Source organism: Streptomyces sp. NPDC002926 (assembly GCF_053591755.1).
On record NZ_JBSFUK010000001.1, the window covers coordinates 191,618 to 206,125 of the forward strand.

The following is a 14,508-nucleotide window of genomic DNA, read 5'->3' on the forward strand; positions in this document are numbered from 1 at the left end:
GGGCGGAAGGGAATGCCGGGAATTCCAGGTCTATTGGTGGTGGGACGTTACCGGCTGGACGAAAGTATTGGGCAGGGGGGAATGGGGCGGGTGTGGCGGGCGGCGGACGAAATGCTCGACCGCCCCGTCGCGGTCAAAGAGATGCGGATGGACGACACGGACGCGGAGGACAGCCGCATCCGCCGTGAACGCACTCTGCGCGAGGCGCGCGCGACCGCGCGGATCGACCACCCCAATGTGGTGCGGGTCTATGACGTGGTCGAGGAGAGCGACCGGCTGTGGATCGTGATGGAGCTCGTCGACTCCCGCTCCCTGGAACAACTCCTCGTACAGAACGGGCCCTTGCCGCCGGAGGAGGCGGCGCGGATCGGGATGGGCCTGGTCGCCGCGCTGCGTGAGGTCCACGCCAGGGGAGTCCTCCACCGTGACATCAAACCGGGCAATGTGCTGATCGGGGCGGGCGGGAGAGTCGTCCTGACTGACTTCGGCATCGCGGCGATCCAGGACGCGGCGCAGCTGACGGTGGCGGGGATGCTGGTCGGCTCGCCCGACTACATGGCGCCCGAGCGCGTCGGCGGGCGTCCTCAGGGCCCGCCGTCCGATCTCTGGTCGCTGGGCGCGACGTTGTGCGCCGCGGTCGCGGGCCGGTCTCCGTTCGCCCGCCCGACAACTCTGGCGACGCTGCACGCTGTGCTCTACGAAGAGCCCGAACTTCCGGCGGAGGCGGGCCCGTTGTCCCCGCTCCTGTCGTCCCTTCTCCTCAAGGACCCGGACGGGCGCCCGACGCTCGACGAGCTGTATGCCGGCTTGGAACGGGTGGCGTCCCCGCAGCCGGACCGAGTCGCTACGGAGCCGAGGGACGAGCCCCCCGCACCGGTGCCGTACGTTCCGACGCTCCCGGCCTCGATCACGCCCCCGAAACCGCAGCCGCAGCCGGAGCCGAGCCGCCCGGCGAAGCCCGATCCGGAGGCCGTCGAGCCCGAGTCCCAGTCGGAGCCCGAGGCTCAGCCCGAGCCCGAGCCCGAGCCCGAGTTCCAGTCCCAGCCGGAGGCCGTCGAGCCCGAGCCGGACGCCGCGAATCCGCCCCCGCCGCGGCCGGAGCCTCCCGCACCCGTGCCGTACGTCCCGACGCTCCCGACCCCGATCGCCTGCCCGCGCCCGCAGCCCGGCCCCGCGGTCGAGCCCGCCGAGCCCGGGCCGGTCGCCGTCCCGCGCCCGCAGCCTTACGCGCCCGTCGAGCCGACACGGCCGGCCGCCACCACCGCGGCAGACGCGAGCCGGGGGTCCGGGGTGCTGCCCCCGGTGACGCCGAAGCGACCCCGCACCCGCGTTCTCGTCGCCGCCGCACCCCTCGCGGCCCTCGCCATCGGCACCGCGATCGTCCTCGTCCTCATCACCCGGCACCCGGACGACGCCACATCCGGCACTTCGAACAGCAATGTCCCCACCGTCGCGGGCACCTCCCACCCGCGACCGTCGAGCGCCCCGCCCACCCCGGCCCCCAGCGCCCCGGCCCCCGGCTCCCTCAGCGAGACCGGATTCGCCTGGGCGCCGCCCAGCGGCTGGACCCGCAGCGCCAAGAGCCCGTCCAACGTGCATTACCACTCGCCCGACGGACAGCAAGAGATCGCCGCCTCGTACGCACTCGCACGAGGCGGCGATCTCCTCACCCAATGGCAGCAGTTCGAACGCGAGAGCGGTGACGCTCCCGGCTACGGCAAGCTCCGCCTGGAGCGCACCACCTTCCGCGGCCGTCCGGCGATCATCTGGGAGTACGTCTTCACCCAGGCGGGCGCCCCATGGCGCGCCCGCCAGGTCGGCTTCACTGCGGGCGGCAAGTCGTACCAGCTCAACGTCTGGTACGCCGCCGCCTCACAGCGTGCCGCGCTGACCGTTTACGACCGGGTGACCGCGTCCTTCACACCACTCTGATCGTCGTCGGCATCGACATCGTCGGCCGAAGCCGCCGACTCGGCCGTAACCGCCGACACGCTTGGCTTGAACATCTGGCGCGCGACCGCGATGCCGATCACCACCGCCGCCACCAGCAGCGACAGCAGCACCTGGTCACGCGCGTCGCCGCCGTCGTAGACCATGTAGCCCAGCACGAACAGGATCATCGCGATGGTCAGCCACGTCAGATACGGGAAGAGCCACATCCGCACGACAAGCCGGTCCGGCATCTCGCGCTCGATGATCCCGCGCATCCTCAGCTGGGTGACACAGATGACCAGCCACACGAACAGCGCGACCGCGCCGGAGGAGTTCAGCAGGAACGCGAAGACGGTGTCCGGCCACTTGTAGTTGAAGAAGACGGCGAGGAAGCCGAAGACCACGGAGCCGAGGATGGCCACCTGCGGCACACCCCTGGAGTTCGTCCGCGCGAAGGCCTTCGGCGCGTCGCCGCGCCGCCCGAGCGAGAACGCCATCCGCGAGGCGGTGTACAGCCCCGAGTTGAGGCACGAAAGCACGGCCGTCAGCACGATCACGTTCATGATCTGGCCGGCGTGCGCGATGCCGATCGAGTCGAGCGCGGCGACGTACGAGCCCTTGTCGATGATCGACTTGTCGTTCCACGGCAGCAGCGTCAGCACCACGAGGATCGAGCCCAGGTAGAACACGCCGATCCGCCAGATCACGCTGTTCGTCGCCTTGGTGACGGCACGCTGCGGGTCCTCGGACTCGCCCGCCGCCAGCGTCACGATCTCGCTGCCCATGAAGGAGAAGACGACCATCAGCACACCGGTCAGAATCGCGCCCGCACCGTTCGGCATGAATCCGCCGGCATCGGTGAGGTGTGCGAAGCCCGCACCGGGGTTGTCCGAGCCCGGCAGCACGCCGAAGACGGCGAGCAGGCCGATCACCACGAACGCGCCGATCGCGACGACCTTGATGCCCGCGAACCAGAACTCGAACTCACCGTACGAGGACACGGACGCCAGGTTGGTGGCTGTCAGCACGACCATCACGATCAGTGCCCACGCCCACTGCGGTACCCCGGGTACCCAGCTTTCGAGGATCTTCGCGCCGGCCGTTGCCTCGACCGCGAGCACGACGACCCAGAAGAACCAGTACAGCCAGCCGATCGAGAACCCGGCCCAGCGGCCGAGCGCCCGGTCCGCGTAGGCGGAGAAGGAGCCGGAGGTCGGGTTGGCAGCGGCCATCTCACCGAGCATCCGCATGACGAAGACGACCAGTGCGCCCACGAGTGCGTACGACAGAAGGATGGCCGGGCCCGCCGCGGCGATACCGGAACTGGATCCGACGAACAGGCCGGCGCCGATCACACCGCCGATGGCGATCATGGACAGATGCCGGTTCTTGAGTCCGGCCTGGAGACCGTCTGAGGGCTGCGGCTTACCGGGTGTACCGGCCTGTCCGCCTTCCTTCGTAAGGGTCTGCTGCGAGGTCATGGACGAATTCCTTTGATCGAGAGCACTCGGGTCACGAGCCCCCGCATTCAAACGTGTGACTCCCCGGTACGGAAGACCCGAATCCGGATCGTTAGGTGAGGCTCCCTCGGCAGGGGCTCGGGGTCCGGTGAGTCCTGACCCCGCTGACCGCTACCCGGTCGCGCGCGTGCCACACTCGGAACATGCGCGTGTACCTCGGCTCCGACCATGCCGGCTTCGAACTCAAGAACCACCTCGTCGAGTGGCTCACGGCCCATGGCTACGAGCCCGTCGACTGCGGTCCCCACATCTATGACGCCCAGGACGACTACCCGCCGTTCTGCCTGCGTGCCGCCGAGAAGACGGCCGCGGACCCGGACAGCCTCGGCATCGTGATCGGCGGCTCCGGCAACGGCGAGCAGATCGCCGCGAACAAGGTGAAGGGGGTGCGCGCGGCCCTCGCCTGGAGCGAGCAGACCGCCGCCCTCGGACGCGAGCACAACAACGCGAACGTCATCGCCATCGGCGGCCGGATGCACACGGTGGAGGAGTCGACCAAGTTCGTCGAGATCTTCCTCACCACGCCGTACTCCGGTGAGGAGCGTCACACCCGCCGTATCGACATGCTCTCGGAGTACGAGAACACCCGGGTGCTCCCCCCGATCCCGGCACACCACCCGCAGCAGGGCTGATGCCCGAGGGGCACACGATCCACCGACTGGCCGCCGACCACTTCGAGAGGTTCGGCGGCCGGTCTGTGCGCGCGTCCAGCCCGCAGGGCAAGTTCTCCGGCAGCGCGGCGCTGGTCGACGGGCAGGTCCTGGAGACCACCGAGGCGCACGGCAAGCACCTCTTCCTCGGCTTCGGCCCGCTCGGCTCGGTCCATGTCCACCTCGGGCTGTTCGGCAAGGTCAACTTCGGCGACGCCCCCGCGCCGCCGCCCACCGACACGGTCAGGCTGCGCCTGGCAGGCCCCACCGCGTACGTCGATCTGCGCGGTCCCACCACCTGCGCACTCATCACCGACGGCGAGAAGCAGGCGATACACGACCGCCTCGGCCCCGACCCGCTGCGCCCCGACGCGGATCCGGACCGGTCCTGGGCCCGTATCTCCCGCTCCCGCACCAGCGTCGCCGCGCTGCTCATGGACCAGAAGGTCATCGCGGGCGTCGGCAATGTGTACCGCGCCGAAGTGCTCTTCCGGCACGGCATCGGCCCCTACCGGGCCGGCCGGGACCTCCGCCGAGCCGAGTGGACCGCGATCTGGACGGACCTCGTCGAGCTGATGGGCGAAGGTGTCCGGAACAACCGCATCGACACCGTCCGCCCCGAGCACACCCCGGAGGCGATGGGCCGCCCGCCCCGCGTCGACGACCACGGCGGCGAGGTCTACGTCTACCGCCGGGCACAGCTGCCCTGCCATGTCTGCGGCGGCGCGATCCGTACCGCCTCTCTCGCCGCACGCAATCTCTTCTGGTGCGAGGCCTGCCAGCCGCATTGAGCCCCGTGGGGGTCCCCCGGGGACGAAGTCTGGGGGAGACTTGAGGCGCGGCGGCCCGGGCGGAGCCCCGGTCCGGGAACTAGAAGCCGTGCGGCAACCAGGGCGCCAGGTCGTTGCCGAACGCGGTCGACGCCTCGGTCAGCGCCCCCTGCCGCAGCTCCCGCACCCGCCCCGCCCCCGCCAGCGCCGTCAGCGAGACCCCGCCCAGATACGCCGCCCCCAACTCCCTTACGGTCAGTGCAAGATCCGCCTCGTCGTCCGTCCGCTTGCACGACGCGCCCTTGCGGTCGCCGGTCAGCCGCCAGCGCCCCGTGTTCCACGGACAGAAGGCGTCCTCGACATCGAAGACCACATCCAGCGGCGTCTGGTACGTCCGCGCCTCCAGCGCGGCCCCCAGATCCACCAGCCGTACGAACAGCCCGTCCCGCACCCTGACTTCGCACCGACGCACATCGTTGACCAGGTGCAGCAGCGGATCGTCCACGGGCCGGTTGCGCGCCACCACCTGCACGGTCAGGTCGATGCCGAAGAGGAAGCGCCACAACTCGGCGTACGTCACGGGGTCGAGCGCCTCGATGTGCCGCAGCACAATGGTGCCCTTCGGGCCGCGCGGCTCCCACTCCGCCTTGTTGTGGAAGCGGACGAAGCCGACAATCTCCCCTTCCCGCTCGGCGACGACGCACTGCATCGCCGAGCCGCCGTCACGATCGCCGGGCGGGTCGAGCAGCGGCAGTCGCTCCCAGCCCGGCTTGCGGGCGAGCATGCCCGGCCGTGAACCGATGCTGCGGACGTACACCGCCTCGCACTCCTGCGCTACATCCTCGACCTTCGCGAACCGCAGCCGAACCGCGTCGGCGCCCTCCGGAACGTTGATCCGCGCCTGGACCGTGTCGATCTGCGCGGACATCTGCTGGGTCGCGATCCCGTAGCCGAACCGTCCGTAGATCTCCGGCTCGGAGGCCGTCAGCACGGCGAGCGGCTCGCCCCAGCCGCGTACGTCGTCGAGCTGGCGGCGCATCATCGAGGTGAGCACACCTCGCCGCCGGTGCGTCGCCGCCACGCTCACCATCGTCACGCCCGCGGCCGGCACCATCGCGCCGCCCGGGACCGAGACCCCGAACGAGAACGCTCCGGCCGTCCCCACGCAGTAGTCGCCGTCCCAGGCCCCGATCGAGCGCTCGTGCTCGGTGAGCGAATCCCACAGATCGCGTTCCTCCGGAGCCTCCCCGGCTCCGCCGAAGGCGAGCATCAACTTCCCGTACCAGTCATCCCATTCGGACGGACGCAGCACCCGCAGCTCTGTCGTCATATGCCATGCCTATCAGGGCTACGTCGTCTGGGCGACCCGATTTCGAACGCATTGTCATAGGGGTCCCCCTGCACGGGAGGCGACTGGGTGGATAGGGTCCACGGCAATGGCCCGTGCCTCTGCAGCAGACTCGTACACGGCCCGGTTGCGGCAAGCGGTGCACCGGGCACGTATCGCGCTGCGCAAATCCGGAGTCGACTACTTCCGCGGCGACGGCTCCGACTGGATCGCGCTGGCCGGGCTGCTGCTGACCATCCCGGCGTTCACCTGGGGCACGATAGTGATGCCCGTCTGGGTCTCCCCGGCGGCGCTGGTGCTGCCGATCGTGGCCGGCGGCCTCCTCCTCCGCCCGGCGAGCCTGCTCGGTCTGTACGCCGCGGCGGCAGCGGCCCTGATCATCGAAGCGGTCGTGCTCGGCCCGTACGCCGAAGGCCCGGCGAGAGTGACACCGGGCACCGTCCTGACAGTCGCGGCCTGTGGTTTCTTCGGCCTGTTGATCGCGCAGTTCCGGGCGAGAGTCGGCGTGCCCTGGCGGCGCGGCGGCACCATGCTCTTCGACCTGCGCGAACGCATCCGGGTGCAGAGCGCGCTGCCGCAGCTGCCGAAGGGCTGGCACCGCGAGATGGCGCTGCGCCCGGCGGGCGGCCAGTCCTTCTCCGGCGACTTCGTGGTCGCGGCCCGTACGAACGGCGGCCGCACCCTGGAGGTCGTCCTCACCGACGTCTCGGGCAAGGGCATGGACGCCGGCTCGCGCGCGCTGCTCCTGTCCGGTGCGTTCGGCGGCCTGCTCGGCTCGTTGCCGCCGCACGGCTTCCTGCCCGCGGCCAACGGCTATCTGCTCCGCCAGGACTGGGACGAGGGCTTCGCGACCTCCATCCATCTCGTCCTGGACCTGGACTCCGGCGACTACGAGCTGCTGTCGGCGGGACATCTCCCCGCGCTCCAGCTGCACGCGGGCAGCGGCCGCTGGGAGGAGAAGGACACCGATGGCCCGCTGCTCGGTGTCTACGACGGTGCGCAGTTCGACCCGGTCAAGGGCTCCCTGCGCCCCGGCGACGTACTGATGCTCTTCACCGACGGCCTGGTGGAGGCGTCAGGACGCGACATCAGCGAGGGCATCGACCGCCTCACCGGTGAGGCCGACCGGTATGTGTCCTCCGGCTTCGAGGGCGCGGCCTGGCATCTGATCGAGGCGGTCGCCAAGGACGTCAACGACGACCGGGCGCTGCTGCTTCTGTGCCGCGAGGCGTAAGTGTTTTGTCCTCAATCGCCGGACGGGCTGTTTTCTCCAGCCCGTCCGGCGACCCGGGATGCCCGGTCGTGAGGGCCGGGTCCTGGGGTGTGGCCTTCCAGCCTGTCCGGTGATTAGGGGACACGGCCGTGGGCTGTGCTGCCGTCTGCGACGGACAGGTCCGGGATGCCCGGGCGGCAGGGCTGGGTCCTGGGGTGTGGCCTCCAGCCTGTCCGGCGTTTGAGGACACGGCCGTAGGCTGTGCCGCCGTCCGCGATGGGCAGGTCCGGGAGATGCTGGGCGCCACGGCCGCGTCCCGAGGAGCACAGATGGCCACGACAGACACCGCGGTCTGGCGCGAGCACGGCACCCCCCTGGTCAGCGGTGCAGACCGCGGTCCGCTGCAGGGCGTACGGCTCGCGGTCAAGGACGTCCACGCCGTCGCCGGCCACCGGCTGGGCGCCGGAAATCCGGCTTGGCTCGCAGAGGCGGAACCACAGCCCTCGCACTCCTGGGCAGTGGACGCCCTGCTGCACGCCGGCGCCGACATCACCGGCATCGCGCAGACCGACGAATTCGCCTACAGCCTCAACGGGACGAACGCGCACTACGGCACCCCGCCCAATCCGGCGGCACCCGGCCGCGTCCCCGGTGGCTCCTCCAGCGGCCCGGCCGCCGCGGTCGCCCTCGGCGAGGCCGACGCCGGTCTTGGCAGCGACACCGCCGGATCGATCCGGGTCCCCTCGTCGTACTGCGGGCTGTACGGCCTGCGGCCCACCCACGGCCTGGTCCCCACCGCCGGGATGCTGCCGCTGGCTCCCTCCTTCGACACCGTCGCCTGGCTCGCACGCGACGCGGGCACGCTGGCGCGGTTGGGTGAGGTACTCCTGCCTGCCGGGGGCGAAGGACGTCAACACCCGTTCCGTACGGCTCTGGTCGCGGCGGACCTCGTCGCGCTCGCCGACGAGGGGGTACGCGAGGCCTTCGGCCCGGCAGCGGCGGACCTGGCCGAACGGCTGGGCCTGCGGGTCGGGGAAGTCCCGTCCCTCGGAGGCGATCCGGGGGAGAGGGCGGCGGCCTTCGCCACGGCGCAGGGCGCGGAGGTATGGGAGTGCGACGGGGCGTGGGTGAGCGCGCACCCAGGGGCGCTGGGTCCAGGCGTCGAGGCCCGGTTCGCCCGCGCGGCCGCGGTGACTCCCGGGGAGCGGGCCGCGGCGGAGGCGGTGGTCCACCGCACCGCGCGCGACCTGCGGGCAGCCCTTCCCGAGGACGCGGTGCTGCTGCTCCCCGCGGCGGGCGGCCCCGCGCCCCTGATCGACGAGGACCCCGAACGGAAGGCCGCCACCCGGCAGGCCACGTTTCGCCTCACCTGCCTGGCGAGCGGCGCGGGGCTGCCGTGTCTGGTGCTTCCCCGGATGTCGGTGGACGGACTGCCGGTGGGGCTGGCCGTGATCGCAGGCCGGGGGAGTGACCGGGTGCTTCTCGAACTGGCGGGCGCTGCTTAGCTGTTGAACCCGCCGTCGGCGGCGGCCGCGACGAAGGCCGCGAAGGCGGCGGCCGGGACGGCGAAGGCGGGGCCGTCGGGGTTCTTAGAGTCGCGCACGGCCACGGCGGCGGTGCAGGCGGCGACCTCGACGCAATCGCCGCCGGTGTCGGAGCTGTACGAGGACTTGCGCCAGGCGGTGTCGCCGAGGGTGGTGCACTCCACGCACTCGCCTCCGGTGTCGCCGCTGTAGCTCGACTTACGCCACAGCACGCCCGTCAGCTTCTGGTTGGTCTCCATAACGCTCCTCCATTACGCGGGCGATCAGTGCCGCCGAATCATCCACGGAGAGCGCGGCGGCCTGCAAATGATCGTAACGGAGTGAACCCTCCCTGACGGCTTGCGGGTTGGCGGTCATATGGCCCTGGATGAAGTCCTCGGTGTAGACGAGGTCCGGGTCGCCCTCGAACCGCAGGACAGTGAACGCACCCATCAGCCCGGCATGCTGCCCCGCCGCGAAGGGCAGGATCTGCACCTTCACCCACTCCCGCCTGCGCAGCTCCAACAGCCGGGCAAGTTGGTCGCGCATGACCTCCGGTCCGCCGATCTCTTGGTGCAGTACGGCCTCGCTCAGCACCACCCACATCAGCGGCGGATTGTCCCGCTCCAGGATCCGCTGGCGCTCGATACGGGCCGCCACCCGTGCGTCGAGGTTCTCCTCGGTCCGTACGCCAAGTACTGCCCGCGCGTAAGCCTGCGTCTGCAAGAGGCCGTAGACCAACTGCGCCTGGTAGGTGGAGAGGTATGTGGCGCGGGCCTCAAGCTCGGCGTACTGGCGAAACCACGACGGCAGTTGGCTCCTCAGCACCAGCCCCACCAGCCGCGACATCGCCCCCTCCGTCCCCAGCGCCGCGTCCACGCGCTCCGAGAACTCCCTGGTCGGGACCTTGCGCGCGGTCTCGATCTGGCCGACCAGCGAGCCGGTGCAGTAGATGATCGATCCCAGCTGCTTCTGGTTGAGGTCGGCCGCCTCCCGTAGCCGCCGCAGTTCCGCGCCGTAGTAGTCGAGCGGGGACGCGCTCGGGTCGAGGTCTCGGATATGCGTCACGACTTCCCCCAACGGTACGCAGGGTTGCTCACAGGTCGTAGCCGAGCGTAACCGGGCGACCGCAGGCTTGGTGGCAGAACAAACCAACTTGTCCTGCCCCACCGGGAGTTATCGTGCACCAGATCGATGCCGCGCCATCCGCGACGTACCGAATGAACTTCACCGTGGGTGAGCATTCCGCGCGTCATCTCCGTCGGATCGTCCGCTCGTACCTCCACCTCTGGCGGCTGGAGGAGCTGGGCGACGCGGTCGGGCTGGCCGTCACCGAGCTGCTCGCGAATGTGGTGCGGCATGTGCCGGACAGGCGGTGCGCGCTGCTGGTCCTGCGCCAGGCCTCCGGCGTACGGATCGAGGTCACCGATGGAGCGCCGGGGCTTCCACGGGCGTCTGCCTCCGGCGGCGACCCGGACGGGCTCGCCGAGGGCGGGCGGGGGCTGCTGCTGGTCGAGGCGGTAGCCGATCGGTGGGGCGTTGTACCGCTCGCGCGGGGCGGCAAGACGGTGTGGTTCGAGTGTGAGTCGAAGGAGCCGGACGGTGACCGGGCCCGACCGGTAGGCGATTCGTCCTCGATCTCCCCATGCGCGGGGAATTCATGCCCGTCCGGCGATTGAGGGCGCCAGGTACGTCCCCGACGGCCCCGCCAGGGTCTGGGCGGCCCCGCGACAGGCACCCGTACAGTCGTCGCCATGCCGTATCTCACGCTGTCCGAGGTCGAGGCGATCGCCCGCGAGGCTCACGCCGCCCAGACGGACAAGGCGGGACGCCCGTACACGGAGCATCTCGCCGCCGTCGCGGAAGGCGTTCGTGCCCGGGGCGGGAGTGACGAGCAGATCGCGGCCGGCTGGCTGCACGACTCCGTCGAGGACGACGCGCTGTCCCGGGAGTGGCTGGAGGCCGCCGCGCTGCCGCAGTCGGTCAAGGACATGGTCCTCGCACTCACCAAGCGCAAGGGTGAGGAAGTGGAGGACTACACGAGGCGCATTCTGGCCACTCCCGGCGCCCTCCTGGTCAAGGAGGCCGATCTGGCGCACAATGCCGACCCGGCGCGGCTCGCGGTCCTCGACGAGGCGACGCGGACCCGGCTCACCGCGAAGTACGCGAAGGTGCGCGGTATGCTGGGCCTGTCCCGGTGAAGACAGCCCGAAATCAGGACAGGCCCAGCAGAACAGGCCGACTCAGCGTTGCGGTCCGAGCTTCGCCGCGTCCCGCCGGAACGCCCACGCCATCTCCGGCTCGGTGACCCACCGCACCGCACGCCGCACCGGCGGTGTGCACAGCAGCGTCACCACGGTCGCAGCGATGAACGTAAGCAGGATCTCGCCGCCCGGGTCGCTCAGCCAGGTGTACGTCTCGAAGACATGCCCGTAGTCCGCGGCCTTGATCAGCAGCCCGTGCAGCAGATAGCCGCAGATGGTGCCGGCCCCCAGCACCGTGAACCAGGTGCTGCGGCGCGGCACCCAGGCCAGGAACCCGGCCGTCAGCAGCACCGCGCACCCGAAGAACGCGAGAGTCATCACGATCCCCGTCCACCAGGGCACACCCAGTTCCTGGGCGCTGCTGGAGCGGTAGAGCCAGGTGAAGTTCATCCGGGGAGATGCCCAGTACGCGAAGATGCCCGCGCCCGCGAACAGCGGCAGCGCGAGCAGCCGCACCTCCCGCCGCCGCACCAGCTGGAAGTGCTCGGGCTTCAGACACAGCCCCAGCACGAAGAACGGCAGGAACTGCAGCACGCGCTGGAGGTTGAGGTCGGCTCCGATGTTCGGCGTCATCGTGGCGAGCGAGGCGATCGCGAGCGCCACCGGCAGCGGCCACCGGATCACCCGCCAGAGCGGCGTGGTCAGCCGCCAGATGAACAGAGCGGCCAGGAACCAGGTCAGATAGAAGGGGTCGAGCAGACTGATCGGCTGGTCGGGGGCGTGCTGAGCCCACCGTCTGAAGAGGGAGTACACCACTTCGAAGACGACGTACGGCACGGCGATCCCGGTCAGCAGGCGTCTGACCTGGTCGGGCCGGCCGATGTAACTTCTGGAGAAGTAGCCGGAGATCAGGATGAAGGCCGGCATGTGGAAGGTGTAGACGAGCAGGTACAGCGCCCGGGAGGCGCGGCTGCCGTCCATCACCGGCTCCCATGCGTGCGCCATTGCCACGAGCACGATGGCCAGATACTTCGCGTTGTCGAAGTATGCGTCTCGCCTGGTGGACTTCTCGGCGGCCTTCTCGGCAGGCGCGTCAGGAACCTGTGTGCGGGCCTGTTGCGTCGTAGGGGCGGGCTCCGACTCCCGGCCCGTGGGGAGCGGGGCCCTCTGATATCCATGCGGAGCGTGGAACATCTGAGGCACCCTAGCGCCGTCTATTCGATTTAGTAAAACCCTCTGCGACTGTCTCCCATTCGTATCTGATACAGGCGCCAACCGCGCCGTATGCCCCAATTAATCCCCGTTAAACAGGGCATATCGGCACGGTCTTGCGATGAAGTGAATTTCCTCACCACCTGCCTCTGAATTTCCTGTGACCGACATGTGCGGGCATGGAAACGATCAGGCCGAATTCCGTCCCGTATTTCACCCCTCCGGCCGAGTCGTCCCTTCGCCGGAGGCGTGCGCAGGCGCACAGTTGGCGTGATCCCGTCGTCGATGATTCGTCAGCGGGACGCATGTATGGGGCTGTTGGTGGCAACATGGTCATGGCGGGGGTGTGCTGGGCTGCATGCTCCCAGGCCGGCAAGGCGGACCGACCGAGGGTGTGATCAGTTGTGGCCATTTCACTGTCTGTGGTGCTGCTGTTGGCGATCATCCTCGTGGTGCTGATCCGCGGCGGCTCCATCAAGGCCGGACCCGCCATCGTCGCGGTGCTGTTCGGGTTCTTTCTCGCCTCGACGGGCATGGCGCCGTCGATCAATAGATTCCTCGACTCGATAGCCGACACGATCAACCAGATCAACTTCTGAACTTGGGCAGCCGGCTGGTCCCGCGCTGACAACGTCTCAGGGAAGTCCGTGAAACGCCTCAGGCCCGGCTCGGACTGTGCTCGACCGCTCGATCCGGCGCGGATCCGGCCCGTCGGCCGAGCCCTTCCATGCCGGGCGCGAGCCGGGAAGCAGTCCTCACCCGCGATGGGTAATTTCGGCAGGCGCACTCAGTGCTTCAGGGCGACTTTGAGGACCACGATGAGGAGGCCGAGGGCCAGGTTGACCGCCCCGGCGACCAGTACCAGACGGCCGGTCGCGCCCGCGCGGAGCGCCGCCATCGCCGCCCAGCCGACCTGCCCGGCGATCGCGACGCCGAGGCCCAGCCACACGGTCCCTTCCGGTCCGAGCCCCAGCAGCGGACTGACGGCGACCGCGGCGGCCGGTGGGACCGCTGCCTTGACGATCGGCCACTCGGCTACACACACCCGCCGGATCTCCCGGCCGCTCATTGGCACGTACGCGATCCTCTCCCCGAAGAGGCGGGCGAAGACATGCGCGGCCCAAAACACCACACCGGTGCAGAGCAGCAACAGAACAAGTTCCAAGCGCGGGAACGAGCCGAGCGATCCGGCGCCGACCACCACCGAGGCGGCAAGCAATGAGCCGTACACGGCTCCCGTGTAGTCGACCCGTTTCGCGGTTGCAGTCCGCGGCGGTGGACCTTCCGATGAAGTCCGGCCTCTCATGCTTCCAGTGTCGCCACGACCGGCGTCCCGCTTCCACCTGAGGCCGGCTCCGGAATGCGCTGCGCTGCAGAGGGGCGCACGCTATGAGCGTGGGTGGCGACACCGACCCGGGTGCCTTCCGGCTCGCGGCGGCCCTTGGCCGGTTCGAGCGGACCGGAGGGGCGCACGACCTTTGGTGCGGGACGGCGGGTGGGGCGGACGCGGTGGGGGCGGACGGTCAGCGAGGTGGTCCGATGATGCGGTTGCCGCGCAGGGCGGCGGCTTCGGCGAGCTTGTCCTTGGTGATCTCGAACCCGTCGGGACGGGGGGTCGTGACGTCGTGTCCGGCGTGCCGGAACATTTCCTCTATGCCCGCGGGGGTGGCGATGAGGAGGAGGTCTGCGCGGTCGGACGTGATGCGGTAGCCATGGGGGATGTTGCGGGGCAGGTAGACGACGCCGCCTTCGGACAGTTCGTGGCGTTCGTCTCCGACCCACACGAGTGCCTCGCCCTTGAGGAGGAGGAACACCTCGTCCTCGCGGGTGTGGAGGTGGAAGGGCGGGGCCTCGCCCTTGGCGATGTCGAAGCGTCCGACAGTGAGCTGTCCTTCGGTGGCCTGACTGTCGAGCAGGATCGTGAACAGCCCGCCGTCGAGCCATTCAAGGGTCTGCTGCTGGCTGGGCTGGGCGAGGTAGGCCATGGTCATGGCGGTCTCCAGGGTGGGTGCGGTGGCGCGTGGGCGAGTCGGACGCGGGGGCCGTGCGCTTCCCGGCTGCTCGGGCAGGCTTGTCCCCTGCCCGGCCGGCAGGATCCCGGAGGGCCGTGCGGACCTCCGGGGGGCGGTCAGTGCC

Annotated in this window: 15 protein-coding genes; 8 read left to right on the plus strand and 7 right to left on the minus strand. The window is 69.9% G+C overall.

The features are described from left to right. The first annotated feature begins 12 nt into the window (after positions 1-12). Complete coding sequence (locus ACWDZ6_RS00795; RefSeq protein ID WP_451501128.1) at positions 13-1,932, plus strand: protein kinase domain-containing protein; 1,920 nt, start codon at positions 13-15, stop codon at positions 1,930-1,932. Here ACWDZ6_RS00795 and ACWDZ6_RS00800 read toward each other — a convergent pair. After that, entirely contained in the window at positions 1,896-3,413 is a 1,518-nt protein-coding gene (locus ACWDZ6_RS00800) for an amino acid permease (protein ID WP_451501129.1), read from the minus strand. The two genes, ACWDZ6_RS00795 and ACWDZ6_RS00800, sit on opposite strands and share 37 nt — an antisense overlap. 182 nt (positions 3,414-3,595) lie before the next feature. Between ACWDZ6_RS00800 and ACWDZ6_RS00805 the strand changes: the two genes are divergently transcribed. Next, complete coding sequence (locus ACWDZ6_RS00805; RefSeq protein WP_351445424.1) at positions 3,596-4,084, plus strand: ribose-5-phosphate isomerase; 489 nt, start codon at positions 3,596-3,598, stop codon at positions 4,082-4,084. Next, positions 4,084-4,893, plus strand: coding sequence for an Fpg/Nei family DNA glycosylase (locus ACWDZ6_RS00810; protein ID WP_451501130.1), 810 nt, complete (start codon positions 4,084-4,086; stop codon positions 4,891-4,893). Before ACWDZ6_RS00805 ends, ACWDZ6_RS00810 begins: the two co-directional genes overlap by 1 nt. 79 nt (positions 4,894-4,972) lie before the next feature. Here the strand turns inward: ACWDZ6_RS00810 and ACWDZ6_RS00815 are convergent, their stop codons facing one another. Further along, positions 4,973-6,202 carry a GNAT family N-acetyltransferase gene (locus ACWDZ6_RS00815; protein WP_451501131.1) on the minus strand — a complete coding sequence of 410 codons (1,230 nt, stop codon included), beginning with the start codon at positions 6,200-6,202 and terminating at the stop codon, positions 4,973-4,975. A 106-nt stretch (positions 6,203-6,308) separates the two neighbouring features. Between ACWDZ6_RS00815 and ACWDZ6_RS00820 the strand changes: the two genes are divergently transcribed. Both ACWDZ6_RS00820 and ACWDZ6_RS00825 read left to right on the plus strand, forming a co-directional pair. Then, positions 6,309-7,454 (plus strand): PP2C family protein-serine/threonine phosphatase, encoded by a 1,146-nt coding sequence (locus ACWDZ6_RS00820; protein ID WP_451501132.1) that lies wholly within the window; start codon positions 6,309-6,311, stop codon positions 7,452-7,454. A 308-nt stretch (positions 7,455-7,762) separates the two neighbouring features. Next, positions 7,763-8,938 (plus strand): amidase, encoded by a 1,176-nt coding sequence (locus ACWDZ6_RS00825; RefSeq protein ID WP_451501133.1) that lies wholly within the window; start codon positions 7,763-7,765, stop codon positions 8,936-8,938. Here the strand turns inward: ACWDZ6_RS00825 and ACWDZ6_RS00830 are convergent. Further along, positions 8,935-9,216: a DUF397 domain-containing protein gene (locus tag ACWDZ6_RS00830; RefSeq protein WP_451501134.1), complete on the minus strand. Its 282-nt coding sequence runs from the start codon at positions 9,214-9,216 to the stop codon at positions 8,935-8,937. The two genes, ACWDZ6_RS00825 and ACWDZ6_RS00830, sit on opposite strands and share 4 nt — an antisense overlap. Then, positions 9,176-10,024 carry a helix-turn-helix domain-containing protein gene (locus ACWDZ6_RS00835; protein WP_451501135.1) on the minus strand — a complete coding sequence of 283 codons (849 nt, stop codon included), beginning with the start codon at positions 10,022-10,024 and terminating at the stop codon, positions 9,176-9,178. The genes ACWDZ6_RS00830 and ACWDZ6_RS00835 overlap by 41 nt, the downstream gene beginning before the upstream one ends. A gap of 113 nt (positions 10,025-10,137) precedes the next feature. Here ACWDZ6_RS00835 and ACWDZ6_RS00840 point away from each other — a divergent pair, with 113 nt between their 5' ends. Then, positions 10,138-10,635: an ATP-binding protein gene (locus ACWDZ6_RS00840; protein ID WP_366732908.1), complete on the plus strand. Its 498-nt coding sequence runs from the start codon at positions 10,138-10,140 to the stop codon at positions 10,633-10,635. Positions 10,636-10,710: 75 nt separating this feature from the next. Then, a complete protein-coding gene (locus tag ACWDZ6_RS00845; RefSeq protein ID WP_451501136.1) occupies positions 10,711-11,157 on the plus strand; it encodes an HD domain-containing protein in 447 nt (148 codons plus the stop codon). Between the two features lie 42 nt (positions 11,158-11,199). On the opposite strand, the gene ACWDZ6_RS00850 is transcribed toward ACWDZ6_RS00845, so the two are convergent. After that, the gene (locus tag ACWDZ6_RS00850) at positions 11,200-12,354 is read right to left on the minus strand and encodes an acyltransferase family protein (protein ID WP_451501137.1); all 1,155 of its coding nucleotides are present in this window, start codon (positions 12,352-12,354) and stop codon (positions 11,200-11,202) included. Positions 12,355-12,776: 422 nt separating this feature from the next. On the opposite strand from ACWDZ6_RS00850, the gene ACWDZ6_RS00855 reads away from it, so the two are divergent. Next, complete coding sequence (locus tag ACWDZ6_RS00855) at positions 12,777-12,971, plus strand: hypothetical protein (protein WP_215097656.1); 195 nt, start codon at positions 12,777-12,779, stop codon at positions 12,969-12,971. 188 nt (positions 12,972-13,159) lie between these two features. Here ACWDZ6_RS00855 and ACWDZ6_RS00860 read toward each other — a convergent pair whose 3' ends face one another. Continuing rightward, on the minus strand, positions 13,160-13,678 hold the full coding sequence (locus ACWDZ6_RS00860; protein ID WP_451501138.1) for a hypothetical protein: 519 nt from the start codon (positions 13,676-13,678) through the stop codon (positions 13,160-13,162). Positions 13,679-13,895: 217 nt separating this feature from the next. Then, on the minus strand, positions 13,896-14,363 hold the full coding sequence (locus tag ACWDZ6_RS00865; RefSeq protein ID WP_451501139.1) for a cupin domain-containing protein: 468 nt from the start codon (positions 14,361-14,363) through the stop codon (positions 13,896-13,898). Positions 14,364-14,508 lie beyond the last annotated feature (145 nt).